We start from the raw sequence: 26153 nt of genomic DNA, 5'->3' as shown, positions 1-26153 counted from the left end.
CGTAGGAATGGACATTCTAAACAGGTGTCAACCCAGCGCAAAGTCAGAGAAGGGAGACCATTGTTATGACACTGAAGTTCAGCGTTCCCCGCACGCGAAACATTTTTCAAATGACCTTTCTTAGCACCGCTCTCTTTGTGCTCTTCGCCGCTCCCTCACACGCGAGTGAAATGCGACCGTCAACACCACCTGGCAGACCCGAACCCGTCCGCATCGAAAGCAGTGTGCAGGTCAACCAAGAAACCGTCATAAAAGCAGCAAAAGCTGGGCGCGAAGCATATAGCCAAGTACTTTCTCCCTACGCCAAAATATCTGCAGACGTAGCGAAAAAGGCCGCACTCGAACGCTTCCCTGGCACAGAATGCAAAGATGTTAGCCTACATGCGGTTCGCCACAACCTCGTCTATCTCGTACTTGTCGAAAACTCAGAAGTCCGTCATCTTGTGATCGTCGACGCAGGCAACGGGAAACCCCTCGCTGTACGATCTGTGTCAGTCCGTTCACACATGACAAGCGCGAGGCATATCTAACCGCAAAACTCGATGTCTCTAACTATATACTCAAAATCCGCCCGGCTTGGCGGACAACACAAAAAGAGCGAAGCATTCTGCTACCGCTCTTTTCTTCTCGCTCAAATTTTATCTAGCAAAGCGAACAAGCGCTTCAACTAGCTTAACACTTCAATTTTTTGCTGACCCACCGCAATCGGCCCTACTCCGCGCGGCAATTCTACAGATTCTCGACGTGTTGCTCCTAATGCCTTGGTAATGAAATCACACGCAACATTTGGATCGATGCGATCCCCACATGTATAAACATCGATGCTTGCATATCCATGCTCGGGAAAACTATGAATCGTCAAATGTGATTCGGATATAATGACTACGCCACTTACACCTTGTGGAGCAAATTTATGAAAAGCGACTTCACGCACTTCTGCGCCAGACTCAAGCGCCGCAGTAACCATCCCTCGTTCAATGCCTTGAAGATCATTCAATGTATCGGCTTTGCAACCCCATAGTTCTGCAATTACATGACGTCCAGCTGTATCCATACCAAAACATCCCCCTTTATCATGAAAATCCCATGCCCTCCCAAGCATGGCGGGACCTCCGCCATCCACCACGGGGGAAAGTTAGTCCTGTGAGGTCCTAACCCTTTAAGAGGATGCTGGTTCCTATAATGTGACTACTTCACTCTCTGTAAGAGGTACGAGTGTTAGTATAAGACCACAAGATGTAATTTGCAACCTCCAAATTTCTCAATTTGCGCAAGCCGATTGCTTTTACACCAAGCGTTCACATGATTTATTGTATCCGTGTACTGTTGTTGTCGTGCATCTGAATGGCTTGTTCACGAGTTACTCGTACACTGGCCACAATCAATCCCACATCGAACGAACACCACCAAATTCCTTCATAATTTGGTCGAATAATTCAGGGCGTTCGCGTTTTAATTTGCTGCGCAACCTCTTCCAGGCATACGCTTCTGGACCATAATATTCATACACAAGATCCCATAGTTCTGGGTCTTGTTCATGAACGAGTCGAAACATTTCTTGCACTACCTTGCGAGTATCGTATTGTGCCCCAGGACTCCAGATACGTTGTGGAAACATCGCTTCGATCAATGTCGCAAAGTTGACATCAAGAACATAATGAAGTTGTACTGACACAGGGGCAATATAACGAGCTGCCTGTAGTCGTTTTTTTGCAATCGGGTCTTCTGTCTGTGGATCAAGGCCATGTACAAGTTGTCGATAAGCGCTCAAATGTGCTTCTCCCAACTGTTGATAGATGGGATCTGAATCCTCGCCTGGTGGAATAAACACGGTTGCTTCATTCGCTCGCAAACCTCCACAAGCACGCATGTTCAACGTCGTATACGTAATAAGATGGTCATAAACAACTTTAGAGGTATAAAATTCAAAGCGTGCGGATTCACCTCGAAAAATGGCCAAAGTATCGCCTTTACGTATAATACTTAAAGGTCGCTTCACATTGTCTACGTCTTCTTTCCCTAGGTAGACAGCCGCAGCATGTGCAAGTGAGCGACGATCTGGATCTGTATAGCGCAATAATTTCACTTGAAACTGACTCATCAATCCATCTCTTCCCTTCCCCAGATCAACCTATAGTTCCAATGCAATTAGATGAAGTTACGTCACTTATCATACTACGAATTTCAAATCCTGCATCTGTAGTGGAAGGGAAAGAACTTATTTTAGACATAAAAACGGCAGATAGACGAATGAACCTTTCTATCTGCCGCAAAAATTCATTTACTTTTTACATCATAGATGATTGCCGATCAGCCTGCATGACAGAACTGATTGTTTGATAAGATCCATCCATTTGATTGTTATAGGAGGATCCATAATTCGCTGCGTTTGCATAATTGCTACCTTGCTGGGCATTGCTTTGTTGAGCACTGCCAAGACCCGTGCTCGGTGAGAGGCGATCTGCATTCATCACAGATTGTAGTGCGCTCGGGTTGACTTGACTAGAATAATTCACACTCTGCGAGGCCGCATAACTCGGATTTTGCACATTGTAATTGCGATAACTAGGCGAATATTCGTCTTGCATCGCTTGACGATCGGCACTCATGACTTGATTGATTGATGAATATTGCCCACCTGAAGTCCCTTGTGCATAAGAAGGTTGGTATGAGCCGACAGAGCTATAAGAAGGCTGATACCCATATGCATAACTTGAGAAATTTTGTTGCAATTGTTGAACCTCATTTGCGATTTGTTGTGACAACGAAACCGCTTGCGAGCACATTTGATTCACTCGTTGCAACTGTTGCTGAATTTGCTGTTGCATGGAAAAATCCCCCTCCGAACTTTTAAATGTAAATCCAAGCAATAGTGTACCCTCTGCAAAACACTCTCTATGCAAAAACACCCACTCAATCGCCTACATCATTTTACCAATTTCATTCATTTATTCAGTAAAACTTGGATGGCTGAAATGTACGTCCCCTTTGCAAACTAGATATGCGCGATCTTCTTGTAAGGTCGTACTGGTTCAGAATCATATTCACTTACATCGATCGAATGACTTGAAAGTGGGTGACAGCGCTTGATCAAAAGTAAGCGACAGACATCACAACGAAACGATCCAAAAATATGGCTATGGGTGCTCGCAGGTCTCTTACTTATCCTGATCTCGACCCCTGGCGATGTACATGCAGAGGTCGTATCCTCACAAGCCAAATCAGCAATCCCTCTTTGGTATACACGAGCAGAAGCCAAATATGGGGTGCATTGGTCACTTCTTGCCGGACTCGATGTATATGGCGCTACGACAAAACCTCCTGCAGGGGTAACACGCCCACAAGGTGTACCTATGTTTATCTCTGGATATCGCTTTTCGCAACATGAATGGCAAGGGTTATTTAACCCAGTTGAAAATGATCTTAACGCAAAACGTATTCGTTTATTTGACGGGCGTGGAGTAGATGGAGACCAAGATGGCAAAGCGGACCAGAATAACCCTTATGATCGCGTATCCGCCATTGCAGCTTGGTTGCGTCAAGGGGGACCTACCGAACAAGATCAAAGCAACGAATTGTGGAAGCAGTTTGAAAACGGAACCTCCGTTGAGCGCATCTTAGCACTCAGTCACGTATTTAAATATTTTGGCACTACGCAATTAAACGAGCGTATGTTTCCAGTTCATAAACGCTACAGTTATTCCTATCGAGACACATGGGGAGAAGGGCGTAATTTTGGAGGTCGTCGCATCCATGAAGGCACGGACATCTTTGCAAGTTATGGAACGCCTGTGCTGAGCACATGTTATGGATATATTGAACTGATTGGCTGGAACCGTTTGGGCGGCTGGAGAATCGGATTACGCGCTGCAGACAATACGTATTTTTATTACGCTCATCTCTCCGCATATGCACGTGGAATTCGACAAGGCGTTATCGTTCGACCCGGTCAAGTTCTAGGTTATGTGGGAAGCAGCGGATATGGAAAACCCGGAACTTCCGGAAAATTTCCTCCACATTTGCATTTTGGGATTTATAAAGACACAGGAACAAGAGAATGGGCTTTCGATCCGTACCCTCTTTTAAAACAATGGGAACGAAAACCCCAAACCGTAATCAATCCACCTAAAAAAGAGGCAAATATTCAACCAAAACGCCCTGTAACATAATCTTCCGTTCGCTTGTCGTTTGGCGTTGTAAACAATTCAGTGGTCGTACCTTGCTCGATCATTTCTCCAGCGAGAAAAAATGCCGTGCGATCCGCCACACGCGCTGCCTGCTGTAGGTTGTGTGTGACAATAACGATTGTATAACGATCTTTCAGTTCATCAATCAATTCTTCGATCCGCAAGGTGGAAAAAGGGTCCAATACAGATGCAGGTTCATCCATGAGTAAAACGGCCGGTTGAAGTGCCAATGCACGAGCAATACAAAGGCGCTGCTGTTGCCCGGCCGACAATTTTGAACTTGATTCTTTTAATCGATCCTTGACTTCTGACCACAAATTTGCAATCACAAGGGCTCGCTCAACTTCCTCTGATAAATAAGTTTGACGTTTGCCATCTCGCAATTGAATGCCCATCGCCACATTTTCAAAAATCGACATCGTGGGAAATGGATTGGGCTGAGCAAATACCATGCCAATTTTTTGACGTGCCGTGATTGCATCCATGCGGTATACATCTTCATCGCCAAGCAAAACTGTCCCTGACATCGTCGCGCGTGGCACAGTTTCATGCAGGCGATTTAAGCAGCGGATAAACGTCGATTTTCCACTTCCCGGGGGACCAATAATCGCTGTGACACAGTTTGCAGGCATCTGCAGGGAGACATGATGTAATACTTTATGTGTTCCAAAACTAGCCGATAAATCAATCGCTGCTAAAGCTTCTCCCATGTTCTGCCCCCTTTATTCCATGACATCTCGATCAAACCATGCAGCAATACTAAAAACTACGCCAAGCAAAAGGAGTAAGACAAGCGCATAATCGGCAGCTTGTCCATCGCTCCCACGCACTGCCAAAGCGTAGATATCTACTGCTAAATAGTGTACTCCTACACCAAAAAGCAATAGAGGAGCACTTGCACCTAAAGTTCGCGCTGCGCCAAGCAACACACTCGCACTAAGAGCGCGCACAGTCATCGGCAATAAAATATGGAAAATCACTTGCTTTTTATTTGCCCCAATTGCATAAGCTGCTTCGCGATAGTGAAAAGGAATTTCGTTAAATACCTGGGCAAATCCTTTGCTGAGTTTGGGCATTAAAAAAAGAAAGAGCACCAAAATCAATACTATTTTTGAGGTTGGCATTTGGAAAAGAGAAAGTGCCAAACCATATACAGCCAATCCTGCTAAGATTCCCGGCATTCCTGCAAGCACATCTACAAACAATCGAATCAGTGAAGTAAAACAACAGTCCCGATATTCTGTGATAAGCAATGCCGTTAAAAGAGCCAATGGTGTTGAAATTACAAGTGCGAGTAAAACAAGCCAAAGTGAAAGCACTAACTCCTTCAGTGCAAATATCAACTCGTTGCTTTCTATTTGAAAAGTCTCAACATGAGTAATCAGTGGTTGCATTGCATGATAGAGGACGTTACCAACAATGCTGAGTAAAGCAAGAAAACTAAGCCCCGTAAACAAAATAAAAGCTGTTGTAATGAGTGCATTTTTCAGCTTTCGACTCAATCTGAGCCCTTGTCGTTTTACCATAATTGCAGCCTCGCGGCAGTGATTGATCGAGGAACATAAATCCGTGCTACCGCATAGAAAATAAAAGTTAAGATAAAAAGCAAGAATCCCGCTTCAAATAAAATAGATTGACTATAAAATCCACTCATATGATTCCACTTTGTCGCAAGAAGACTCGTTAAGGTATCGGTTTTTGTAAATAAGGTTACCGCAAGTTTCGGTTGACTGCCAATCACCATCACAACAGCAACTGTCTCCCCTAAGGCTCGCCCCAGCGCTAGAAATACGGCTCCAAAAATTCCTCTGCGCGCATAGGGAAGAACAACCTTGATCGTTGCTTCATTGACCGTTGCCCCAAGTGCTAACGCACCTTCTATGAGACTTTGCGGTACAGCAATAAGAGTCTCCCTTGTCACCGCTACAATCGTTGGCAGCAACATGGCAGCTAGCGTAAGACCTGTTAAAAAAAGACCTTCTACATCTACAAGCATAGAACGTTTCGTTATGTTTTGCATTCCGATCAATAAAGAGAGCATAGGTGCAACAAACTTTATGCCCCATAACCCAAATACAACACTTGGAATCAACGCAAGCCACTGCACCAAACCCGAAGAAAAAATTCGCAACCATCTGATTCTAATGCGCGAAATGATAATAGCCGTTGCCGTTCCAATGACAGAAGCAAGGAAAACCCCAATTGCAGAACTGCTGACAGTCGCAAAAATAAAGGGCCATAACCCAAAAATTTGATGCTCTGGTTGCCACTTTGCAGTCCATAGCACAGCAGGTCCAAACCGCCAAATTGCTGGCCAAGCGTGCACGAGTAACTGCATCACAACAAGCCCCATCATCAAAATAATGACTGCCCCAGACCCGATAATACAGGTTAAAAATAAAAGTTCTCCTAAATGTATGCGCTGCTTTCCCACACTAGATTGTCCTCTCTAGATTCCACTGCAGATCAAGCGAACTTATCCACTGATCCACTCTATTTTAGTAGAGGAAGTCAAGGAGAGCAATATATAGTTCGGGACGGGTTATTTCATCCCATCCCGAATTTCAATCAGTCTTTGCCTTCGACGTCATATTGGGGATGCATGAAGCGATCGACTGTCATATTGGTTTGCGCTCCAGCGAGAGATTGCTCTGTAACTGCCTTTTCTGCGCCAGGATCGCCTTTGTCAACCCAAATGTCACTCGCCATGATACTTGGATCAATTTCCGCCGACCAATGATCAAGCGGTGTTTCTCGCCAAGGTGCTTTTTTTTCTGCCATACATCCACCCCCCTTTATAGAATGTCCTCTTATACAAGTCATATGTCATCGTGACAATGCATAAAGATGTGGAAATCACTCTTGTCCAATACCCCGAGAACGGATGGTGCAGAAATGGCTGAAACACCTTCTCCCCCTTCGCCCACTCCTCCACTTCCAGCTGAGAAGACGTATGCACGAGCGACGGGTTGGATTTATCTCACACTTGCTGTTAGTAGCCTTTTTACCGATAACTTATGGCATATGTTGCATTTCACTACAGCCATTACATGGGCAAATCTTACAGTTGGATTAAGTGGACTTGTCATCGCTCGTTCAAATCACTACAAAGCTCATCGTTTCTATAATCTTTTTGCTGGTGTAACGCTTATATCTTGGGGGATTTTGGGAACTTTTTATCCGCAATGGTTTACAACTCCTCCTTTACCCCTTGACAATGGATTGCATGTTCTAACCGGTATCTGGGGGTTTTATGGTATAGGCACTGTATTTTGGTCTCGCTTCTCGCGTAAATCTGCCTGAACTAGCACACACTATCTCTGATCTTACGACAGAGAAAGGGGTTATCTTCATGTTGATTCGCGATCTAATGACGACAAACGTACAAACATGCAGTGAATCGACCTCACTGACAGAAGTTGCAAAACAAATGGCAAGCCAAAATGTTGGTTCCATCCCAGTTGTGCAAAACGGCAAACTCGTCGGTATTGTCACTGACCGCGACATTGTCACAAAGTGCATAGCAAAAAATTTGGACTGCAACTCCACAACCGCTTCTAGTTGTATGACAAGAAATCCAGTCACTGTTTCCCCAGAAACAGATGCACATGAAGCAGCGCGCCTCATGTCCAAAGAACAAATTCGTCGCTTACCCGTCGTTGAAAATGGCAAACTCGTCGGTATTTGTGCACTTGGCGATCTCGCTGTTGTTGATATTCATGTAAATGAGGCAGGAGAAGCGCTTAGCGGAATTTCTGAACAAACACAGGTGCATTAAACACTCATAATACATCTGTTGCAAAAGAGGGACTGCGTTTTGCAGTCCCTCTTTTGCAACAGATAAACAGCACATTGCAACGACAAATTCGCCCCCGCAATGCGGGGGCATCTTCAACCAGTCCATGTGCAATTGTCACTTCAATGTTACTGGCGACCAGCGAGTTGTTGCTCCGCTAATGCAACGAGTTTCCGAGTGATATGACCCCCGATGGAACCCGTATCACGGGTTGTCATGGTTCCCCAATACCCATCTTGCGGCGGCTGAATACCAAGTTCCCCAGCCACCTCGTATTTCAATTGATCAAGTGCACGACTGGCGCTTTTTACAAGCAGCGTGTTGGATTTTTGTCCTTGTGCCACGCTTACCACCTCCTTCGTGATAGTATTTTGCCCGTAACGAAGGAGTCTAGTCTGTAACTTTCTGGAGATTAACGTTGTGCAATTGGAATATACGCGCGCTTCTTAATCCCCACATACTCTGCACGTGGTCGAATTAACCGATTGTTGCGATACTGTTCTAGCACATGTGCTGTCCAACCAGAAATACGACTCACCGCAAAAACAGGGGTGAAAACATGAACAGGAATGTTCATCATATAATACGTCGAAGCAGAATAAAAATCTACATTTGGATAAAGTCCCTTTTGTTCTTTTACAGCCTGTTCAACAATCCGAGACATCTCATAATAGGTCGTATTGCCGTTACGCTCACCAATTTCTTTAGACATCTGACGCAAATGTGTAGCGCGTGGATCTTCTGTATGATATACGCGATGCCCAAATCCCATGATGCGACGTTTTTGTGCAAGCGCATTCTTAATCCATTCAGGAGCCTTACTGGGTTCTCCAATTTCTTTTAACATCAGCATCACTTGTTCATTCGCACCACCGTGCAACGGCCCTTTGAGCGCTCCGATCGCTGAGACGATGGAAGAATAAATATCTGACAATGTCGCCGCTGTTACACGAGCAGCAAATGTAGACGCATTCAGTTCATGATCCGCATGAAGAATGAGTGCGATTTCAAAAGCTCGCGCCGTATACTCATCAGGTTCTGTGCCAAGCAACATGTAGAGAAAGTTTGCCGCGTGATTCAATTGTTCATTTGGCACGATAGGATCTTGCCCATTGCGATAGCGTTCAATCGCTGCAACCATCGTGCTCATTTGAGCAACCAACCTTGTGGCTTTTTTCACACTTCCATCGTAAGAATTATCCTGATCGTCTGGATCATATAAACCTGCCAACGAGACTAACGTACGCAACATTTCCATCGTGTTCCCGTTTTTCGGTAGCGTTTTAAGCGCTGTCAAAACTTCCGGACTCAGGGCTCGCTGTGCGCGCAGTTCCTGATCGAATGCAGTCAGTTGATCTTTTGTCGGTAATTCTCCGTGCCACAAAAGATACACAACTTCCTCAAAACTTGCCGATCCCTTGACGAGGTCGTGAATATCGTAGCCCCGATAAACCAGACGACCTTCATCCCCATCGATGAAACAGATCTCAGAAGATAAAGCGACAACATCTTCTAGACCTTCAACAAAATGCCCATCCGTCATATAAATCCCTCCAAAGCCGAAGAATTTTACACCGATTATACCCAACTCATTATACTCTTTTGGACAGATTCCACAACTTTCGAGGCCTAGCTAAGAAATTTTCGTTACCGGAAACAAAACATATTATGAAGTTCTCTTGGATATACGCTTCAATTCCACGTTTAGCGAAGTTCTTTTGTGGTATACTGGCATTCATCAGGGAGGGTACATATGCACCAATATTGGTTTTTTATAGGGAGCTTCCCCGTGCGAACCTACAGCACACTCTTTCTACTTGCATTTTTACTGGGTCTTGGGGTCACCCTATATTTTGCAAAAGTCGAACGCAAATCAGAGCTCATTGATCACATTTTAAATTTGGGGCCTATTTTATTCATCGGCGGACTGATTGGTTCGCGTATTTGGCAAGTGTTTTTCTTTGATTGGAGTTATTATCGTTCACACCCCGATCAAATTCTCGCAATTTGGCATGGTGGCTTGTCAATTCAGGGAGGGATTGTCGGCAGCCTGCTCGCTGGATGGATCTATGTTTATAAACATCGGTTAAACTTTTGGGAACTAGCTGATCTTTTTGCCCCAGGGATCATCTTAGGTCAGAGCATTGGACGCGATGCCAATCTGTTAAACGGTGATGCATTTGGATCACCTACAGGAGGCGACTTTGGTTTGCTCTTTCCACAGGGCACGCTCGCACGAATGACCTACGGCGACCAACCCTTATGGCCAGCAGAAGTATGGGAAGGCCAAGGTGACATGATCATTTTTGCTTTGCTCCTGCTGTTTAAGTTGCGGCGTTGGCCGCGCGGCTTTATCTTTCTCTTGCAAACGACATTGTATAATATTGAACGATTTCTACTTGAAATGCTTCGAGGTGATAGTCCGCGCTTTTTGTTTCACTGGGATGCTGCGCAGTGGACAAGTGCACTGATCATTGCGCTCTGTGCAGTACTTTTTCCGCTACTCGCTCGGTTAGATCAAAGGCGTCTACGGCACTTACAAACTCCTTAATAAAAAAGGAAAAGGTGCCATTCATTCCCTAACCCAAATGGTGGGGAATGAATGGCACAAGTACGTTACAAGAGACTCGCTATACATCCATGAAGGCTTGCTCATCCCTTTATTTAATCGATTTTGCAAGTGCCTGATCTAAATCTGCAAGTAAATCCTCTACATGCTCAATTCCAATCGACAAGCGAACCATTTCTGGTTGCACCCCTGCAGCACGCTGCTCTGCTTCCGTTAGCTGTTGATGTGTAGTACTCGCTGGATGGATGACCAACGATTTTGAGTCCCCTACATTCGCTAAATGAGAAAACAACTTCAACGCATCGATAAATCGTGCTCCTTCTGCAGCACCTCCGCGAATTCCAAAAGTTAACATCGCACCTTGACCGCGCGGAAGATATTTTTGAGCTAGAGAGAAGTACGGACTTCGTTCTAATCCAGGGTAATGAACCCACGCAACATGTGCATGTTGCTCTAAATAGTGAGCAATCTCAAGTGCATTTTGACTATGACGCTCCATGCGCAATGCGAGTGTCTCTACTCCTTGCAAAAACAAAAAACTATTAAATGGCGATACAGCAGCACCAAGATCGCGCAAAAGTTGTACGCGCGCTTTTACGATATAAGCCCCAGCACCGACGTCTTTTACATAAGAGACGCCGTGATAACTTTCATCTGGTTCCACAAGGCCGGGAAATCTTCCATTATCCCAGTTAAACCGACCGCTGTCAACAATTACACCGCCAATTGATGTACCGTGTCCCCCAATAAACTTTGTCGCTGAATGTACGATGATATCCGCCCCAAATTCGAAAGGTCGGCACAGATAAGGTGTTGCAAATGTATTATCAACAATCAGTGGTACACCATGTTGGTGTGCTAAATCTGCAATTGCAGCAATGTCACTCACATCAATACGCGGATTGCCAATTGTCTCGATGTAAAAAGCTTTCGTATTTTCTGTAACAGCGTTTGTAAATTGTTCTAAATCACTAGGGTCAACAAAATGAACGTGAATGCCGAGTCGTTTCAAAGTCACAGCAAAGAGATTGTAAGTCCCTCCATAAAGATGAGAAGATGCAACAATTTCATCCCCTGCAGACGCAATATTCAAAATTGCAAAAGTGATTGCCGCTTGGCCAGAAGCTACCGCAAGTGCACCAACTCCACCTTCAAGCTGTGCAATGCGCTGTTCAAATACGTCGGTTGTGGGATTCATAATCCGTGTATAGATATGTCCTGGTTCTTTTAGCGCAAATAAATTCGCAGCATGCTCCACATTGCGAAAAACATATGAAGAGGTTTGATAAATAGGTACTGCGCGTGCCCCTGTAACTGGGTCAGGCTGTTGCCCCGCATGAACAGCTTGTGTTTCAAAGTGATACGTTTGTTGTTTGTCCAATCTCGACTCCTCCTCTACTCGGCCCACGCAAAATAGCGCTTAAAAAAACAAAAAACCCCTTCGAGAAGAAGCGGCTGAACGAACCAGACGTCCTCTCTCATCTTTCAGGTCACAATCGCCTGCTGGAATTGGCACCACTACAGCAAAAGCTGTCGGTTGCCGGGCTTCATCGGGCCAGTCCCTCCGCCACTCTCGATAAGAGTTTTTCCTATAAACTTGTTGATTTAGTTTATCGTAGTTCATCCCAGATGTCAATCTTTTTTTACCCAGTGCTGTCACAGAAGTTTTGCTTCATATTTACTCAATCGTTTGGTCAAACTACGGATATATAGACAAAAATCAAGGGGAGAAAGCCGTTGTTTATTCGCTTACTGCGCGAAGACTACGATGAGCAGACCGGGATTTTTACTATCCGCGTACAACCCATTGAAGTCAACAACTTTGCAGAATTCGGTGCAGAACTAGGCGAAAACAGTGAGGATATCGCCAATACCGACGCTCCTCTTGGTATCGTCAATTATGTAATAGCCAAACACCCCAAACAAAAAATGAAGTGGATTCACGTGGTTAGTGGTTCTGCTTTGTTGTTGTCGATTCCACTGTTACAAAATTCACTAGCTCAAACATCAACTCCGTATGCCAATATTCAACAAGGAACACTTTTACAAGTCCGTCATTCTGTCTATCTACGCAGTCAGCCTCGTCTCACAGATGATTTGCGTATCCGACGTTTACAGGCCGGTACAACTTTATCTCTCATTGAACGAATTCGCCCCGCATGGTACAAAGTCAGCTTACCAGACGGTACCATAGGATATGTCGTTTCGCATCCCTATTTTATTCAGGCGACCACATCGACTCTCCCTCTGTCCAACGTCGAACCTATCGTTGCTATTCCTTCTTACGAGATGGCAATTCCACCTATTCAATATTCATCAATCCCAAGCGTTGTAAACAGTGTTGACTCCTTACCGCCAGGCATCACATTAGACCCGATGATCCATCCACTCGCACCTTTGTCCGCTTCACGTAAGGAAAAAGTCTACGCCGTAAAAAAAGTCGCGGAGAGCAAACTTGGCATCCCTTATATTTGGGGTCATCATGAAGATGCTAAACAATATGGATTTGACTGTTCCAGTTTTATCGAGTATGTATACCATCATGCACTCGGGTATCATTTCTCTACAGTGAGTAAGATCCAGGCAAAATATGTAGGGATCCCTGTTTCATTGGATGAAATGCTCCCTGGAGATTTACTCATCTTTGCAGTCGGACAACATGTAGGGATCTACGTTGGTGAAGGACAAATGATCCAAGCGGGAGGAGGTCTCGGAAAAGTAGGATATTTACGCGTAAGTCCAGGTTCCTATTGGTATAAACATTTAACCGCTGTAAAACGGATGTTTTAACCATAGGAAAGAGATCTTTTCAGTCAATCATTGCAATGCTCAACTTTTTTTCGTACCATCAAACAAAGGACTAGATAAAGGAGTGTGAATCTCCACTGCAACTTATATTTTTAGGAACAGGGGCTGGTGCGCCGACAACGAAGCGCAATGTTTCAAGCACGGCACTGACTTTTGATCAGGGATCAGAGGTGTGGTTGTTTGACTGTGGAGAAGGAACACAACAACAAATTGCACGCTCAAAAGTTAGCCTAGCTGCGATCACACATATCTTTATTACACATCTTCATGGCGATCATCTCTTGGGTTTACCTGGTCTTCTTGGCAGTAGGTCGCTTCAGGCTCGCGCCTTGACACCGCTTACCCTCATCGGACCGCAAGGTCTAAAAGAATTTGTCCAGTGTGTATTGAACACAACCCAGACAGCGCTTGGTTATTCAGTAGTCATCAAAGAAGTCTCTGAGAGCGGATCAATTCTAGAGACCCCTCTTGCAACTGTCACTGTACGGGAACTCGAGCATGGAGTAAAAAGTTTTGGTTATGAAATTCTCGAGAGACCTAAACCAGGAAAATTTCGTAAGTCATTCGCACAGCTTGCTGGAATTCCTGAAGGTCCTCTATATGGCCAATTAAAACGCGGTGAAGATATTCACCTACCCGATGGAAGAATTTTTTTGAGCCGCAATTTTGTCGATCCTCCTGTGCGCGGACGAAAAATTGCAATTCTTGGGGATACCATACCGTGTGCCGGAGCATTCTTGTTAGCCAATGAGGCGGATGTTCTCGTGCATGAGGCGACATTCGCACAGGATCAACACGATCTTGCCCGAAAAAGCATGCACTCTACCGCGGCCCAAGCAGCCCAACTTGCAAAGGAAGCCCACGCGCGCACCCTTATTCTCACTCATGTGAGCGCGCGCTATGAAAATGGAAATCAAGGAGAAGTACATCCTCTCTTAGAAGAAGCGCGGGCAATTTTTAGTCCCACCTATTTGGCGGAAGATTTCTTTGTTTTCACGGTTCCCCGCGCTTAAGGTCGCACAGCTTGGCAGTCTGTTAAGCTCTCCTTCTCTCCTATCCTCTGTGCCCATTCTACTTGCTCCATATACTTTAGACCACTGCCCGTATTTATTGACACAACGCGGTCGCTGTCTTTTATAAAATTAAGTTCACGCAGTTTGCGTACCCCTGCCAATGCGGCTGCCCCTTCCGGGCAGGCGTGGAACCCATCGACCTGCAAAATGCGTGCACGCTCATCGCGAATTTCCTCATCTGTCACCGCACAGGCAATCCCTCGCGTCTCTCTGATAATCTCCAATATGATCTCGTCGGCAAGTGCCTTTGGCACGCGCATGCCATATGCAATGGTTTGTGCATCCTCAAAATACCGCGATTCGCGCTGTCCCTGTTCAAACGCTCTGACAAGTGGTGCACACCCTGTCGCCTGAATGATTGCCATGCGAGGTAATCGCTGTTCAATGAAACCAAGCGCTTGTAATTCAATGAATGCCTTATAGATTCCAACAACCCCTGCACCTCCACCCGTTGGATAGACAATTACATCAGGGACAGACCAATTAAATTGCTCAGCAATTTCAAAACCGATCGTTTTTTTCCCCTCTAGACGATAAGGTTCTTTAAAGGTTGAAACTTCATATGCATTTGTGCGCTTTACATACTCGGCAATCAATATGCCAGCCTGTGCAATCGTACCCTCTACGACTTCAACTTTTGCCCCTGCATAGCAACATTCAAGATAAGGGATGCGTGGTGCCGTTTTAGGAAGTGCAATCACACTTTTTAGACCGGACCGCGCTGCATAAGCAGCCCATGCAGCTCCAGCATTTCCGTTTGTAGGAAGTGCGATTTCTGTAATTCCAAGTTCATGCGCACGCGAGATGCCAACTGACGCTCCGCGCGCCTTAAATGTACCTGTCGGTAAAACACTCTCATCTTTTACCCACAGATTCGGCAAATCTAATGCTTGCGCAGTTTTTGGCAAGGCGATCAGCGGCGTCATGACTTCTGACATCGAAATGATCGCACGTTCATTTGTTACCGGTAGCAATTCATGGTATCGCCATAAATTTTGCGGTCGTTGCGAGATGGTTGTTTTCTTAAACTTTCCTCTCAGTTCATCAAGATGATACCGTGCAAACAAAGGAGCTCCACAATCACACATTTGTCTACGTGTACGCGCTTCATAAGTCTTTGCACATTTCGAACAGGCCAAATGAGACAGGCCACTAAACATCTACAACGCCTCCATCGACGGCTCACTTGCACTGTCGCAATGCCCAATCTCTCCTTACGATATGAATGAACTGCAAGACATGTGACTAGGTAGCAAGGATCCGCACTGAAAACGCGTTTGACACGTTTGATCGTAAATGAACATATGAATCAGGCGTAGGCGCTTTGTTAAAGGAGGAAGAAAAGTCATGATGCGCACAATCTGCAAAGGCAAAATTCACCGCGCGACGGTAACAGAAGCGCGCCTTGACTACGTCGGCAGCATTACAATAGACCAAGCGCTGATGCTCGCAGCAAATATTCGACCTTATGAAATGGTTCAGGTTACGAGTGTTGCCAACGCAACTTTATGGCGTACCTACGCTCTGCCCGCCCCCGCACAATCAGGTACAATATGCCTAAATGGCCCTCCAGCTCGTTTGTTTCAGCCATCTGATGTGATCATCATCCTATCTTTAGGCATCATGGACGACATCGAATACTTGAACACAATTGCAAATATCGTGTATGTCGACATAAACAACCGCATTACCAAAATTGAAAGTCACTCTCTCCCCTCGCTGCTCGAAGCAATGCTACAGACTCCAAATGAAAGTCATTCGTGATCATGTTAAGCTTTCGGAGCGGCCAATGGCCGCTCGCTATCATTTGGCACGCATTCGTAAAACGATATGCAATCATTTACTGACAAGCCTATAAATCCATAGTATAGTAGACGAGAAATCGAACGAGAGGAGGTCATAGATTGGGTCACCACGTCATTCGTTGGGTACTCCTTGCAATTGTCATTGTTGCACTAGGCATTTATTTTGCTGCTCGTCGCAAAAAATGAATGTGTTTTATATAAATAGAATCAAATTTTACAAAAAGGAGGCGCAAACATATGTCTGCGCCTTTTTATGGGACATATACGATGCATACCCTGATTTCGTCGCATTTTTTAATGGCGCTTTGCGGACTCCTTTTCGATGTCATTATAGGCGATCCGCAATTTTTGACTCATCCCGTCGTCCTTATTGCACGCTTTGCTTACATTTTAGAACAATGGCTGTATATAGACAGTCCATATAAAAATATAAAAGTATGGCGCGGCGGTCTTTTGACAGGCATTGTGTTATTTAGTACATACAGTCTTACCGCAATCCTTATTTTAGCAGTTAATCATTTCAGCCCATGGCTAGGCGACATCCTTAACATCTGGCTCATTTCAACGACCATCGCAGCCAAAGGATTAGATCAAGCGGGAAAACGCGTGTTACGTCCATTGCAGCAGGGGAACCTCATCGAAGCTAGAAAATATACTGGATATATCGTAAGTCGAGAAACTGAACACTTAGATGAACCGGATTTAGTACGCGCCACCGTCGAAACGATTGCTGAGAATCTTGTAGATGCAGTCATAGCCCCACTATTTTTTGCAATAATTGGCGGAGCCCCACTCGCACTCACTTATCGCGCTGCCAATACGCTAGACTCGCTGTTTGGATATAAAAATGATCGTTACATCGATTTTGGATTGATTCCAGCGCGGACAGATGATGTATTAAATTACATACCCGCACGCTTGTCATTGTTTCTTTTCGCTATACTCGGACCATTCTTTCACACGAATCCTGCGCGGATCATACATGTGGTAAGACGTGATGCAAAAAAACACCCTAGCCCAAACAGCGGCATTCCAGAAAGTGCATGTGCAACTCTGTTAGGTGTTCGACTCGGTGGCGAAAATCGTTATCATGGAACTATACACTTTCGAGCCTATTTAGGAGATTCCATCTTGCCACTATCACAATTTACCATCCTTCGTGCAATACGCATTTTATGGGGAATTGTGATTGTTTTAACTTTTATTTGCTTGATCGGGATCATATTCTAATCAAGCAAAAACTCACTTATATTCTTAATATATCCATCCGGGTTTTCCAAGTGTATATTATGCCCAGCATTTGCGATTACACGATGTTCAGCTGTTTGCATTCTTTCTTTCATTTCCCGCGCAATATTTGTAAATTTCATATCAATTTCTCCAGACAATAGAAGCGCTGAAGTGCTTAGATTCTCAATTTTATCCCAATAACTTGGCTGTACACCCGTTCCGACTCCTAATAAACTACGCGACAACCCTTCAGGGATTTGGGAGAGTCGCATTTTTCTCTGATGATCTAAGCGTTCAATTGAAACCTGACGTTGCGATGCAAAAAGAGGATTAGTTTCCCAATTATCCACAAATGCATGGATCCCTTTTTCTACAATACGCTTTGCGAGCTCTTCATCCTGACGTTTTCGTTGTGCTCGCTCCACTGCCGTCTTAAGTCCTGGTGATGCACTCTCCAACACTAGCTTCTTTATCCTTTGAGGAAAATTAAGTGCATAAGCTAGCGCCATACGCCCTCCCATGGAGTAGCCGACGAGATGAATTTGTGGAATTTGCAATGCTGTAAAGAGTGCATCAAGATCAAGGATAACCTGTTCAATTCCATAACGGCGTGGATCCTTAGGCACATCAGTCCCGCCATGCCCTAACGCATCAATTGCTATACAGCAACGCTGCATAAGCCTCTCTGCGCTATGCAAAAACAAGAAATCTTCCCCTGTACCCGCAAATCCGTGCAAAAAAACAATCGGTGTGCGTTTTGGAGCAGAGTTACTGCATGCCCAATTCCATAAATGATAACTCACCCCACGCACTGTGATTCTTTTCGATTCGATCATGGGAGAAGTTCCTCCCGGCACGTCTGAAATACTTTGCGATGCATCAGAACATTCAGTTCTCGATTCGTGCGTAATTCTAAAACGCGTAAACCACCTTCCGCTATCGACCTTGTCATTTCCCGACGAAATGTCTCCCAATCTGAAATCTGTTTGTATACGCCTTGATACATCGTGATAACGGATTGAAATTCTAACCCATGAGGCGTTTCAAAGTAGGGAAAGACATCATCTTGTGTCGCCTGTGGCAAAAAGGAAAAAATTCCACCCCCGTCATTGTGAACCAAAATAACCGTCAGGTCGATTCGATATTGTTTGGCTGCCAACAAACCGTTTAGATCATGAAAAAAAGAAATGTCCCCGATCACGAGTACAGTAGGACCGTTCGTATGACCTGCACTTGCACCTAATGCACTCGAAACGACTCCATCAATTCCACTCGCCCCACGATTGCCAAGAATAAACATAGGTTTATTGATCTTGCCAAAAAACGAATCCAAATCGCGCACGGGCATACTATTGCCGACATATAGCGTTGTATGAGGTGGCAGAAGATGCGCCAATTCAAGAAAAATACGACCTTCAAAAAGAAGAGACGGCATTGCAAAAGTTTGCTCTCGCGAAAACTGATCTCTCATTTGTCCCTCAATCGCATCAATTGCCTTACGTTGACAATCTGCAATCTGCTCATTTAGCGCCCGCCAATTTGCCGCAAATAAAGATTCTTCCCGCTCTGGCACTATGCGATTGAGCGCTTGCAACAATAAGACAGGGTCGGTCTGCCATACATCTGTTGCTCCAAATATAGGATCGCGCCACTCGGACGCATCGTCAATGGCAAGTTGCCGCACACCGCGCAACTTTGCTAAATATGCGCCAAGTACTTTCGAGACAGGCATTTGACCGAGTCGAATCACAAGTTCTGGTTTCCACTGTGTCAAAAATTTGGCCTCCACAAGTTCTTGATGACGCAAGAGTGAATCGTAGTGATCAATGATATACTGTAAATCGGATGTTTGTGCTACTGCCCGCAATTGCGAGAGCGGATCTGCAAGAATGGGAATTTTTAATTTGAGCGCTATCTGTAATAAAGGCTCTGCAAGGTTCTGATCAAACTGCGGGCCGACAATGAATAGAACTCGTTCTATACGATTGATTATGTCAGCTAAATTTTGTAATTCCAATTCCGTGAATTGTTTACGTGCAATAGCGACAGACATAGGCAGCACGTGTTCAATAAACTCTGACTCAACGTCTCGTTTCTGTGGAGGCAACAACGGTTCGCGAAAGGGCCAATTCAAATGTACGGGACCTTGCGGTGCACTAAGTGCATTTGTGACTAAACGCACTGCCATTTGGCGTGCATGGGGCAATAGTTCGGCTGTGCCATCTGGCGTTGGCATTTCAAGACTCCATTTTACGTGCGATCCGTACAAGTTGACTTGATCAATCGTTTGATTTGCACCTACTGCACGCAACTCTTTGGGGCGATCCGCCGTGAAAACAAGCAGTGGAACCCGACTGAAACGCGCCTCAACGACAGCTGGAAGATAATTTGCTGCTGCCGTTCCAGAAGTACACAAAAGAACAACCGGTTGTCTTGTTTGTTGTGCTAATCCAAGTGCAAAATAAGCGGCTGAACGCTCATCCAGTAATGTCCAAACCTTAAATCCCGGATGACGCGCAAAAGCAATCGTCAACGGAGTTGACCTCGAACCAGGAGAAATACAAACATGACGCACGCCAAGTTGTTCTAGTGCGGCAACAAAAACGTGCACCACTTCTAAATGAGGATTTACTGTCATAACTATTTTCACTCCTCGCTGAGTGCGGTTTGCATAGGCTGTAATTTCCACTCCGTTTCTGCCCACTCTGCCCAAGGATTAGAGTCTTCAACTATTCCGGCCCCAGCATAAAGCACAGCATCACGCCCACAGAGCAACCCACAGCGAAGAGCCACATTAAAAGCTCCATCTCCCTGTGCATCAAGCCAACCGATGGGCCCTGCATAAAATCCGCGATCCATCTGCTCTTGTACCCTAATCTCCATCATTGCCGCATGCTTAGGCAACCCAGCAACTGCGGGAGTCGGGTGCAAGCGTGCAACAAGGTCAAGAATAGTGGTCCCATCGAGCCTGTATCCCTCAATCGGCGTATACAGATGATGCACATTCGTTAATGAGCGAAGTTTTGGAGCATCCGGATAGGAGAGATCACCGACAACGTCTTGTACATCTTGGAGAATTCCACGCAAAACATGTGCGTGCTCAGAGCGGTCTTTCTGACTCGCAAGCAGTTGTGTTGCCGCTTGCGCATCACTTTCTAAATCTTGATCACGCGCTGTCGTCCCAGCAAGACAATCAATGTGCACATGCTGCTTAAAACTTTGGACTAGGCGCTCTGGCGAGGCTCCTACAAATACTTGATCCACATATTGAAGAGCAAAGACCACACCGGTTTCATAACGTGTGAGTAAGTTTCTCAGCACTGTCGCCGAGGAAATCTGCTCTTTTGCACGCCATACCCTGCGACGAGCGAGTACGACTTTAGCAAATTCTTTGCGTGCAATCTTTTGCACAACGTGAGCAACTGCTTTTTTCCATTGTAAAGAATCACTTTCCACAGTCTCTAAATCAGCCGCACTGCTCTGCGCAAAAGTTAAAGGCTCTTGGAAATCGCGCTCTACTCGCTCGAGCGGATCACTAAGACGCTGCAATTCCGCGCGAATTGCATGAACAGCAGACGCTAGATCTAACTCCTTTGTGACTTCGAGTGAGATCACAAGACGAATTCCAAGTTCCTCTTCTATAAATAAGTATCTCGGCAAAAACATCAGCCCAGCAGGCCATTCTTTCCAAACAACATCGCGCTCTGTCTCTGGATCAAACGCCTGTCCACAAAAAAAACGAACCCATTTACTCCCATTTCCCACAAACTGAGCAACTGTATTTCGCCATAATGAGCGCGCCTCATCAAATACATTTGCCGCTTGCGCCTGAAAGGACACGGCCTCTCCGATCGCCAAAGATTTACCAGACGGTAAATCTCCGTCACGCCAAAAAACTTGCATCTTTACCATGAGCGGGTTGCGTTCAAACAGATCTACAAAGTCTAATGATCCCTGCCATTTGAGAGCAATACAGGCAATGCGTGTTGTATTTTCCTCTTTAGCCTGCTCGATCGCGTTTGCCAATTGCGCTTGAAATTGCCCATCTTCTAGTACTTTCTCAACGAGATCTGTGCGTTGCTGACTCACAACCACTTAGAAAGCTCCCTTCGCAACAATTTACCTGAAGCATTGCGTGGCAATTCATCTACAATCACAATTTTGCGTGGTACTTTATATCCTGCTAGACGTTCTCGACAAAAAGCTTGTACTTCTGCAGGATCTACCACACTCCCCGGTTTAACTTTAATTGCTGCAAACGGAACCTGTCCGAAATGCTCATCTGACATTCCCGAAACCCCCGCTTCAAGAATGTCCTGATGCGCCAACAAAACAGCCTCCACTTCTGCTGGATAGACATTCTCACCGCCTGACAGAATCAAATCTGCTCGGCGATCGAGGACATAAAGATACTCCTCGTCATCGACATAGCCAATATCCCCAGTATAGAACCAGCCATCGCGAAATGCTTGTTCATTGGCGACAGGATTATGGTCATACCCAGCAAAAATAGTCGGCCCGCGCAAAGCTATCTCCCCTTCCTGATAAGGCGGGAGGGGCCCGTCTTTCCCCATAATACAAATTTCCGTAAACGCAAGCGCTTGCCCAGAAGAACCTAATTTTCGCAAACTCTCATTCAGGCTGAGAGTTGCCACTTGTGAATTCGCTTCTGTCAAACCATAGCTTTGTGATACTGGTACACCTTTTGCTAAACAGGTTTCAAGTAATGTGCGAGGGGCAGGTCCACCCCCAAGTAATACATTGCGTAAAGTCGATGGATACGGCATTTCTTGTTCTGCAAGCATGCGAAAAAGCATTGCCGGGACGACAGAAACAAGTGTCGCCCCTTTGTTGTAGATGGCGCTGTTCACTTGCAACGGATCAAATTTAGCTTGTATAAGAGCCGCCGTTCCATAAATGACACTACGCAACAAGACCGATTGCCCCCCCACATGAAACAGGGGAAGTGGTGTAAGCCAGCGATCGTTCGCTTGAACTCCCAAACGCAAAGCAGAACCAAGTGCACCAAAGAGGTGATTGCCATAAGAAATGCGTGCTGCCTTTGGGCGACCGGTCGTCCCTGACGTATAAATCATGCATTGAATCGCTGAAAGTTCAATCGCATCATGATAAATGGGCTCAACTTGCTCGTCCCAGTGCACACCGTCTAACTCAATCGGACTGAGTAATGCAACGCCATTTGTCCGGCAAATTGCTAGTGCACGCATAGCCAATGAACGATGCTCATCATCATAGACAAGCAGCCGAATTCCAGCATCTTGAATTTGCCAAGCCAATTCTTCTGCTGCGAGCCGCGTATTAAGTGGAACCAAAACGGCCTCCAGTTGGATAAAGCTATGAACTGATGCTGCAAATACAAGCCCATGGCGAGCGAGCAAGGCTACTCGATCGCCTTTTTGTACACCGTGCGCAGCAAAAAATCCAGCTAATCGACCAACTCGCTCATAGAGTTTTTTATAACTCCACGTTTCATTTTCAAAGGCGATCGCTAACTGTTCAGAATGACGCTGACGTGACAACCAATCTGGCACTCGCGAACTCAACAAATTCGCTCCATATGCTCCGCTCATTTCCCACAACTCCTTGCCACCCTCAGGTTTACCCTTTTATGGCAATCGAGGAAACTTTGAGAAGTCTGGGTTGCGCTTCTCTAAGAATGCATTCTTCCCCTCGTGCGCTTCTTCTGTCATGTAGTACATCATCGTGGCATCTCCCGCCATCTGTTGAAGTCCAGCCAATCCATCCGTGTCAACATTGAAAGAAGCCTTTAAAAAGCGAATGGCCATTGGGCTTTTCGCTAAAATTTCTTGCGCCCAGTCAATGGCTTCTTGCTGTAACTGAGCAAGCGGTACAACCTTATTGACAAGTCCCATGTCATACGCTTCCTGCGCGGAATATTGGCGGCATAAAAACCAAATTTCTTTTGCCCGTTTCATACCGATCGTGCGTGCCATAAGTCCCGTCCCATACCCTGCATCAAAACTGCCAACGCGCGGCCCAGTTTGTCCAAATACGGCATTGTCAGCGGCAATTGTCAAATCACAAACGAGATGCAACACATGTCCCCCGCCTATCGCATACCCTGCCACTGCTGCAATGACGACTTTGGGGAGAAGTCGAATTTGCCGCTGTAAATCTAACACATTTAAGCGCGGAATCTTATCATCCCCCACATAACCTCCTTGCCCGCGCACACGCTGGTCACCACCTGAACAAAACGCTTGCTCTCCCTGGCCTGTAAAAATAACTACTCCCACTTCCGCATCGTCACGAACACGTGCGAAGGCATCAATTAATTCAGTAACCGTCTTAGGCCGAAAGGCATTTCTCACTTCCGGTCGATTGATCGTAATTTTCGCGATTCCCTGTGCTTTTTCATAGATGATGTCTTCATAGTCACAAACTTTTTCCCAAAAAATAGACATTAAAAACAACTCCTGTCGCTTCAAAATAACAGACCCATCAGTCTCTAAGTCGCAAGTATAACAGACTGGTGAGTCTGTGCCAAGTTAACGAATTGCGCCATCACTTGAACCGTTACGCAAGACGTGTTATCGTATCTTCGATTTCACAGGAAAGTAGGTTGTCTTGTGCCTTCTAATTGGTTAGCTATTTTATGGCGACTTATGCGTCCACCGACGCTGACTGCTTCTGTGACACCAGTCCTTGTTGGAACGGGCCTCGCTTTGCAGCACGCTGCGTTGCACTTTGATCTCTTCCTCGCAATGTTGCTCGCTGCGGTATTGATTCAAGCTGCGGCAAATATGATTAATGAGTATGCCGACTACGCGCGCGGGCTTGATAACAAAGACATGGTTGGCATCGCGGGAACCATTGTCCGCGATGGTGTATCACCACATACTGTGCTCATCATTTTTTTTGCCACACTATTCATCTCTTTAGGATTAGGCGCATATATTGCGGCGAACACGTCTTGGTGGGTTGCAGTCGCCGGAACTCTTAGTATGATTTTTATGTACTTATATTCAAGTGGACCACATCCAATTTCTTACACACCATTTGGCGAGGTTACGGCCGGCATCCTCATGGGCCCTGTCATCATTCTCATTAGCTACTATATCCAAACGTCCCACTTATCACTCACAGCGGTTGTTGCCTCTCTCCCGATCGGGCTCTTAATTGGTGCGATTCTACTCGCAAACAATATTCGCGATGTCGAGCACGACCTTCCAGGTGGGCGCAAAACACTGCCAGTGATTCTTGGTAAAGAGCGAGCGATCATGTTATTACAAGGAGTTTTTGTGCTTTCCTATTTGATCATCGCAATTCTTGTCGTAGTTCAGTTGCTCACACCTTTTAGTTTGCTCACCCTGCTCGCTTATCCTTTTAGCGCGCGCATTGGCGCGATGTTTCGCCGCGCAACCAATCCATCGGAACTTCAACGCGCGTTTACATCGACCTCGTTCACCCTGATTCGCTTTGGTATTTTACTCTTCCTAGGACTTCTTGCCGGCGCGTTTTTGCCGCTCTAGAAATCCTTGTGCCGCCTTCTATAAATGCGTTTTTACTTCGCACGCAAAAAGACGGAGATTCTCTGATCCTTCTTAGAATCTCCGTCTTTTTGAGCGAGAGCTTGCTTACTCTATACTGCCTTTCTTAGTGTTCAGCAATCGCAGTCCAATCTAAAACACTAGCTCCCTCAAGAAACTTCTCTACGTCCATTGCTGCCTTACAACCTGACCCAGCCGCAGTAATCGCTTGTCTATAATGTGCATCCGCCACATCTCCGCAAGCAAACACGCCCGGCACATTGGTCGCTGTAGAAACGCCCTTGGTTTTGATATAGCCGACTGCGTCTACATCTAATTGGCCGTTTAAAAAGGACGTATTCGGGGAATGACCAATCGCCACAAAAATTCCTTCTGTCTCAATCACGCGCACTTCACCAGTTTTGGAATCCTTTACTTCGAGCCCATTGACCTTTCTACCGTCTGAGATGACTGCAGTTGGTGTGGCGTTTAGCTCCCATTTAATCTTGGGATTGCTGCGCGCGCGTTCTTGCATGACTTTTGAAGCGCGAAGCGTATCGCGCCTATGCACAATCGTTACTTCTGATGCAAATTTCGCCAAAAATGTCGCTTCTTCCATCGCCGAATCTCCGCCGCCTACAACAATAATCCGTTTTCCACGAAAGAAGAACCCATCACAGGTAGCACATGTCGACACCCCGTGACCGATCATCTCTGATTCACCTTTGATGCCAAGCAATTTTGCTGATGCACCCGTTGAAATAATCAATGCTTCTGCCTCAAATTGTTCCTCGTCATTCACTGTAACTGTAAACGGGCGTTTGCTTAGATCTACCCCTGTTACATATCCTGTGTAAAACTTTGCGCCAAAGCGCTCAGCTTGTCGCCGCATCTGATCCATTAGCTGCGGCCCCATGATTCCCTCTTCAAAACCGGGAAAGTTTTCAATCTCTGTAGTCAGCGTCAATTGCCCGCCTGGTTCGTTCCCTTCTACGACAAGCGGCTCTAGATTTGCCCTTGCAGCATAGATTGCAGCCGTAAGCCCTGCCGGCCCTGTTCCAAGTATCATCACACGATGCTTTTCCATAGACAGATCACCTCTACTCCTAAATGTATAATCACAAACGTGCACGCTTTGTCTTTAAGCGAAACAATTCCAATTAAGTATACCTCA

Annotated in this window: 27 protein-coding genes and 1 riboswitch; of the genes, 10 read left to right on the top strand and 17 right to left on the bottom strand. The window is 45.7% G+C overall.

Going from position 1 to position 26153, the window contains the following annotated elements; translation table 11 throughout:
- Positions 1-65 precede the first annotated feature (65 nt).
- Positions 66-530, top strand: coding sequence for a PepSY domain-containing protein (locus BM613_RS05820; RefSeq protein WP_109430230.1), 465 nt, complete (start codon positions 66-68; stop codon positions 528-530).
- 137 nt (positions 531-667) lie between these two features.
- Here BM613_RS05820 and speD read toward each other — a convergent pair whose 3' ends face one another.
- From speD to BM613_RS05805, 3 genes are all read right to left on the bottom strand, one after another.
- Positions 668-1054 carry an adenosylmethionine decarboxylase gene (speD, locus tag BM613_RS05815; protein ID WP_109430307.1) on the bottom strand — a complete coding sequence of 129 codons (387 nt, stop codon included), beginning with the start codon at positions 1052-1054 and terminating at the stop codon, positions 668-670.
- Positions 1055-1381: 327 nt separating this feature from the next.
- Positions 1382-2101 carry an FAD-dependent thymidylate synthase gene (locus tag BM613_RS05810; RefSeq protein WP_109430229.1) on the bottom strand — a complete coding sequence of 240 codons (720 nt, stop codon included), beginning with the start codon at positions 2099-2101 and terminating at the stop codon, positions 1382-1384.
- Positions 2102-2288: 187 nt separating this feature from the next.
- Positions 2289-2828, bottom strand: a complete 540-nt coding sequence (locus BM613_RS05805; protein WP_109430228.1) for a hypothetical protein — start codon at positions 2826-2828, stop codon at positions 2289-2291.
- 258 nt (positions 2829-3086) lie between these two features.
- On the opposite strand from BM613_RS05805, the gene BM613_RS05800 reads away from it, so the two are divergent.
- Positions 3087-4169 carry a M23 family metallopeptidase gene (locus BM613_RS05800; protein ID WP_109430227.1) on the top strand — a complete coding sequence of 361 codons (1083 nt, stop codon included), beginning with the start codon at positions 3087-3089 and terminating at the stop codon, positions 4167-4169.
- Here BM613_RS05800 and BM613_RS05795 read toward each other — a convergent pair.
- The 4 genes from BM613_RS05795 to BM613_RS05780 all read right to left on the bottom strand — a co-directional run bounded on the left by BM613_RS05795 (position 4145) and on the right by BM613_RS05780 (position 6968).
- Positions 4145-4897 carry a phosphate ABC transporter ATP-binding protein gene (locus BM613_RS05795; protein ID WP_109430226.1) on the bottom strand — a complete coding sequence of 251 codons (753 nt, stop codon included), beginning with the start codon at positions 4895-4897 and terminating at the stop codon, positions 4145-4147. The genes BM613_RS05800 and BM613_RS05795 overlap by 25 nt on opposite strands.
- 12 nt (positions 4898-4909) lie before the next feature.
- Positions 4910-5713: an ABC transporter permease subunit gene (locus BM613_RS05790; RefSeq protein ID WP_109430225.1), complete on the bottom strand. Its 804-nt coding sequence runs from the start codon at positions 5711-5713 to the stop codon at positions 4910-4912.
- The gene (pstC, locus tag BM613_RS05785; RefSeq protein ID WP_109430224.1) at positions 5707-6621 is read right to left on the bottom strand and encodes a phosphate ABC transporter permease subunit PstC; all 915 of its coding nucleotides are present in this window, start codon (positions 6619-6621) and stop codon (positions 5707-5709) included. Before pstC ends, BM613_RS05790 begins: the two co-directional genes overlap by 7 nt.
- 134 nt (positions 6622-6755) lie before the next feature.
- Positions 6756-6968: a DUF3905 domain-containing protein gene (locus tag BM613_RS05780; RefSeq protein ID WP_109430223.1), complete on the bottom strand. Its 213-nt coding sequence runs from the start codon at positions 6966-6968 to the stop codon at positions 6756-6758.
- 114 nt (positions 6969-7082) lie between these two features.
- On the opposite strand from BM613_RS05780, the gene BM613_RS05775 reads away from it, so the two are divergent.
- Both BM613_RS05775 and BM613_RS05770 read left to right on the top strand, forming a co-directional pair.
- Entirely contained in the window at positions 7083-7490 is a 408-nt protein-coding gene (locus tag BM613_RS05775; protein WP_109430222.1) for a hypothetical protein, read from the top strand.
- Positions 7491-7539: 49 nt separating this feature from the next.
- Complete coding sequence (locus BM613_RS05770) at positions 7540-7965, top strand: CBS domain-containing protein (protein ID WP_181362915.1); 426 nt, start codon at positions 7540-7542, stop codon at positions 7963-7965.
- Between the two features lie 146 nt (positions 7966-8111).
- Here BM613_RS05770 and BM613_RS05765 read toward each other — a convergent pair whose 3' ends face one another.
- Positions 8112-8327, bottom strand: a complete 216-nt coding sequence (locus BM613_RS05765) for an alpha/beta-type small acid-soluble spore protein (RefSeq protein WP_109430220.1) — start codon at positions 8325-8327, stop codon at positions 8112-8114.
- Positions 8328-8395: 68 nt separating this feature from the next.
- Positions 8396-9526 (bottom strand): citrate synthase, encoded by a 1131-nt coding sequence (locus BM613_RS05760; protein ID WP_109430219.1) that lies wholly within the window; start codon positions 9524-9526, stop codon positions 8396-8398.
- A gap of 210 nt (positions 9527-9736) precedes the next feature.
- Between BM613_RS05760 and lgt the strand changes: the two genes are divergently transcribed.
- A complete protein-coding gene (lgt, locus tag BM613_RS05755; protein ID WP_109430218.1) occupies positions 9737-10534 on the top strand; it encodes a prolipoprotein diacylglyceryl transferase in 798 nt (265 codons plus the stop codon).
- Positions 10535-10643: 109 nt separating this feature from the next.
- On the opposite strand, the gene BM613_RS05750 is transcribed toward lgt, so the two are convergent.
- On the bottom strand, positions 10644-11933 hold the full coding sequence (locus tag BM613_RS05750; protein WP_109430217.1) for a homocysteine synthase: 1290 nt from the start codon (positions 11931-11933) through the stop codon (positions 10644-10646).
- A gap of 94 nt (positions 11934-12027) precedes the next feature.
- Positions 12028-12135, bottom strand: a riboswitch (SAM riboswitch).
- Between the two features lie 154 nt (positions 12136-12289).
- Between BM613_RS05750 and BM613_RS05745 the strand changes: the two genes are divergently transcribed.
- Positions 12290-13342 (top strand): C40 family peptidase, encoded by a 1053-nt coding sequence (locus tag BM613_RS05745; protein WP_109430216.1) that lies wholly within the window; start codon positions 12290-12292, stop codon positions 13340-13342.
- A gap of 74 nt (positions 13343-13416) precedes the next feature.
- Positions 13417-14373, top strand: a complete 957-nt coding sequence (gene rnz, locus BM613_RS05740; protein WP_342767158.1) for a ribonuclease Z — start codon at positions 13417-13419, stop codon at positions 14371-14373.
- On the opposite strand, the gene BM613_RS05735 is transcribed toward rnz, so the two are convergent.
- The gene (locus BM613_RS05735) at positions 14370-15593 is read right to left on the bottom strand and encodes a threonine synthase (protein ID WP_109430214.1); all 1224 of its coding nucleotides are present in this window, start codon (positions 15591-15593) and stop codon (positions 14370-14372) included. The two genes, rnz and BM613_RS05735, sit on opposite strands and share 4 nt — an antisense overlap.
- Before the next feature lie 187 nt (positions 15594-15780).
- Between BM613_RS05735 and BM613_RS05730 the strand changes: the two genes are divergently transcribed.
- Both BM613_RS05730 and cbiB read left to right on the top strand, forming a co-directional pair.
- Positions 15781-16197: an aspartate 1-decarboxylase gene (locus BM613_RS05730; protein ID WP_109430213.1), complete on the top strand. Its 417-nt coding sequence runs from the start codon at positions 15781-15783 to the stop codon at positions 16195-16197.
- 278 nt (positions 16198-16475) lie between these two features.
- Positions 16476-17468, top strand: a complete 993-nt coding sequence (gene cbiB, locus BM613_RS05725) for an adenosylcobinamide-phosphate synthase CbiB (RefSeq protein WP_109430212.1) — start codon at positions 16476-16478, stop codon at positions 17466-17468.
- On the opposite strand, the gene menH is transcribed toward cbiB, so the two are convergent.
- From menH to menB, 5 genes are read right to left on the bottom strand one after another with little or no spacing between them, the layout of a single operon-like run.
- Positions 17465-18304, bottom strand: coding sequence for a 2-succinyl-6-hydroxy-2,4-cyclohexadiene-1-carboxylate synthase (gene menH, locus BM613_RS05720; RefSeq protein WP_109430211.1), 840 nt, complete (start codon positions 18302-18304; stop codon positions 17465-17467). The two genes, cbiB and menH, sit on opposite strands and share 4 nt — an antisense overlap.
- The gene (gene menD / locus BM613_RS05715) at positions 18301-20106 is read right to left on the bottom strand and encodes a 2-succinyl-5-enolpyruvyl-6-hydroxy-3-cyclohexene-1-carboxylic-acid synthase (RefSeq protein ID WP_109430210.1); all 1806 of its coding nucleotides are present in this window, start codon (positions 20104-20106) and stop codon (positions 18301-18303) included. The genes menH and menD overlap by 4 nt, the downstream gene beginning before the upstream one ends.
- 8 nt (positions 20107-20114) lie before the next feature.
- Positions 20115-21563, bottom strand: coding sequence for an isochorismate synthase (locus tag BM613_RS05710; protein ID WP_109430209.1), 1449 nt, complete (start codon positions 21561-21563; stop codon positions 20115-20117).
- Entirely contained in the window at positions 21554-23059 is a 1506-nt protein-coding gene (menE, locus tag BM613_RS05705) for an o-succinylbenzoate--CoA ligase (protein ID WP_109430208.1), read from the bottom strand. Before menE ends, BM613_RS05710 begins: the two co-directional genes overlap by 10 nt.
- Before the next feature lie 36 nt (positions 23060-23095).
- A complete protein-coding gene (gene menB / locus BM613_RS05700; RefSeq protein WP_109430207.1) occupies positions 23096-23914 on the bottom strand; it encodes a 1,4-dihydroxy-2-naphthoyl-CoA synthase in 819 nt (272 codons plus the stop codon).
- A 165-nt stretch (positions 23915-24079) separates the two neighbouring features.
- On the opposite strand from menB, the gene BM613_RS05695 reads away from it, so the two are divergent.
- A complete protein-coding gene (locus BM613_RS05695) occupies positions 24080-24982 on the top strand; it encodes a 1,4-dihydroxy-2-naphthoate polyprenyltransferase (RefSeq protein ID WP_245926267.1) in 903 nt (300 codons plus the stop codon).
- Positions 24983-25106: 124 nt separating this feature from the next.
- Here the strand turns inward: BM613_RS05695 and trxB are convergent, their stop codons facing one another.
- On the bottom strand, positions 25107-26066 hold the full coding sequence (trxB, locus tag BM613_RS05690; RefSeq protein WP_109430206.1) for a thioredoxin-disulfide reductase: 960 nt from the start codon (positions 26064-26066) through the stop codon (positions 25107-25109).
- Positions 26067-26153: the final 87 nt, after the last annotated feature.

This window comes from Sulfoacidibacillus thermotolerans, assembly GCF_003144315.1.
GTDB classification, from domain to species: Bacteria; Bacillota; Bacilli; order Alicyclobacillales; family SLC66; genus Sulfoacidibacillus; species Sulfoacidibacillus thermotolerans.
This window is presented reverse-complemented; position numbering and strand designations above follow the sequence as displayed.

Bases quoted from the DNA above. Each gene is read 5' to 3' on its own strand.
- BM613_RS05820 (WP_109430230.1), top strand. From the start codon at position 66: ATGACACTGAAGTTCAGCGTTCCCCGCACGCGAAACATTTTTCAAATG.
- speD (WP_109430307.1), bottom strand. From the start codon at position 1,054: ATGGATACAGCTGGACGTCATGTAATTGCAGAACTATGGGGTTGCAAA.
- BM613_RS05810 (WP_109430229.1), bottom strand. From the start codon at position 2,101: ATGAGTCAGTTTCAAGTGAAATTATTGCGCTATACAGATCCAGATCGT.
- BM613_RS05805 (WP_109430228.1), bottom strand. From the start codon at position 2,828: ATGCAACAGCAAATTCAGCAACAGTTGCAACGAGTGAATCAAATGTGC.
- BM613_RS05795 (WP_109430226.1), bottom strand. From the start codon at position 4,897: ATGGGAGAAGCTTTAGCAGCGATTGATTTATCGGCTAGTTTTGGAACA.
- BM613_RS05790 (WP_109430225.1), bottom strand. From the start codon at position 5,713: ATGGTAAAACGACAAGGGCTCAGATTGAGTCGAAAGCTGAAAAATGCA.
- BM613_RS05780 (WP_109430223.1), bottom strand. From the start codon at position 6,968: ATGGCAGAAAAAAAAGCACCTTGGCGAGAAACACCGCTTGATCATTGG.
- BM613_RS05775 (WP_109430222.1), top strand. From the start codon at position 7,083: ATGGCTGAAACACCTTCTCCCCCTTCGCCCACTCCTCCACTTCCAGCT.
- BM613_RS05770 (WP_181362915.1), top strand. From the start codon at position 7,540: ATGTTGATTCGCGATCTAATGACGACAAACGTACAAACATGCAGTGAA.
- BM613_RS05760 (WP_109430219.1), bottom strand. From the start codon at position 9,526: ATGACGGATGGGCATTTTGTTGAAGGTCTAGAAGATGTTGTCGCTTTA.
- lgt (WP_109430218.1), top strand. From the start codon at position 9,737: ATGCACCAATATTGGTTTTTTATAGGGAGCTTCCCCGTGCGAACCTAC.
- BM613_RS05735 (WP_109430214.1), bottom strand. From the start codon at position 15,593: ATGTTTAGTGGCCTGTCTCATTTGGCCTGTTCGAAATGTGCAAAGACT.
- BM613_RS05730 (WP_109430213.1), top strand. From the start codon at position 15,781: ATGATGCGCACAATCTGCAAAGGCAAAATTCACCGCGCGACGGTAACA.
- cbiB (WP_109430212.1), top strand. From the start codon at position 16,476: ATGTCTGCGCCTTTTTATGGGACATATACGATGCATACCCTGATTTCG.
- menH (WP_109430211.1), bottom strand. From the start codon at position 18,304: ATGATCGAATCGAAAAGAATCACAGTGCGTGGGGTGAGTTATCATTTA.
- menD (WP_109430210.1), bottom strand. From the start codon at position 20,106: ATGACAGTAAATCCTCATTTAGAAGTGGTGCACGTTTTTGTTGCCGCA.
- menE (WP_109430208.1), bottom strand. From the start codon at position 23,059: ATGAGCGGAGCATATGGAGCGAATTTGTTGAGTTCGCGAGTGCCAGAT.
- menB (WP_109430207.1), bottom strand. From the start codon at position 23,914: ATGTCTATTTTTTGGGAAAAAGTTTGTGACTATGAAGACATCATCTAT.
- trxB (WP_109430206.1), bottom strand. From the start codon at position 26,066: ATGGAAAAGCATCGTGTGATGATACTTGGAACAGGGCCGGCAGGGCTT.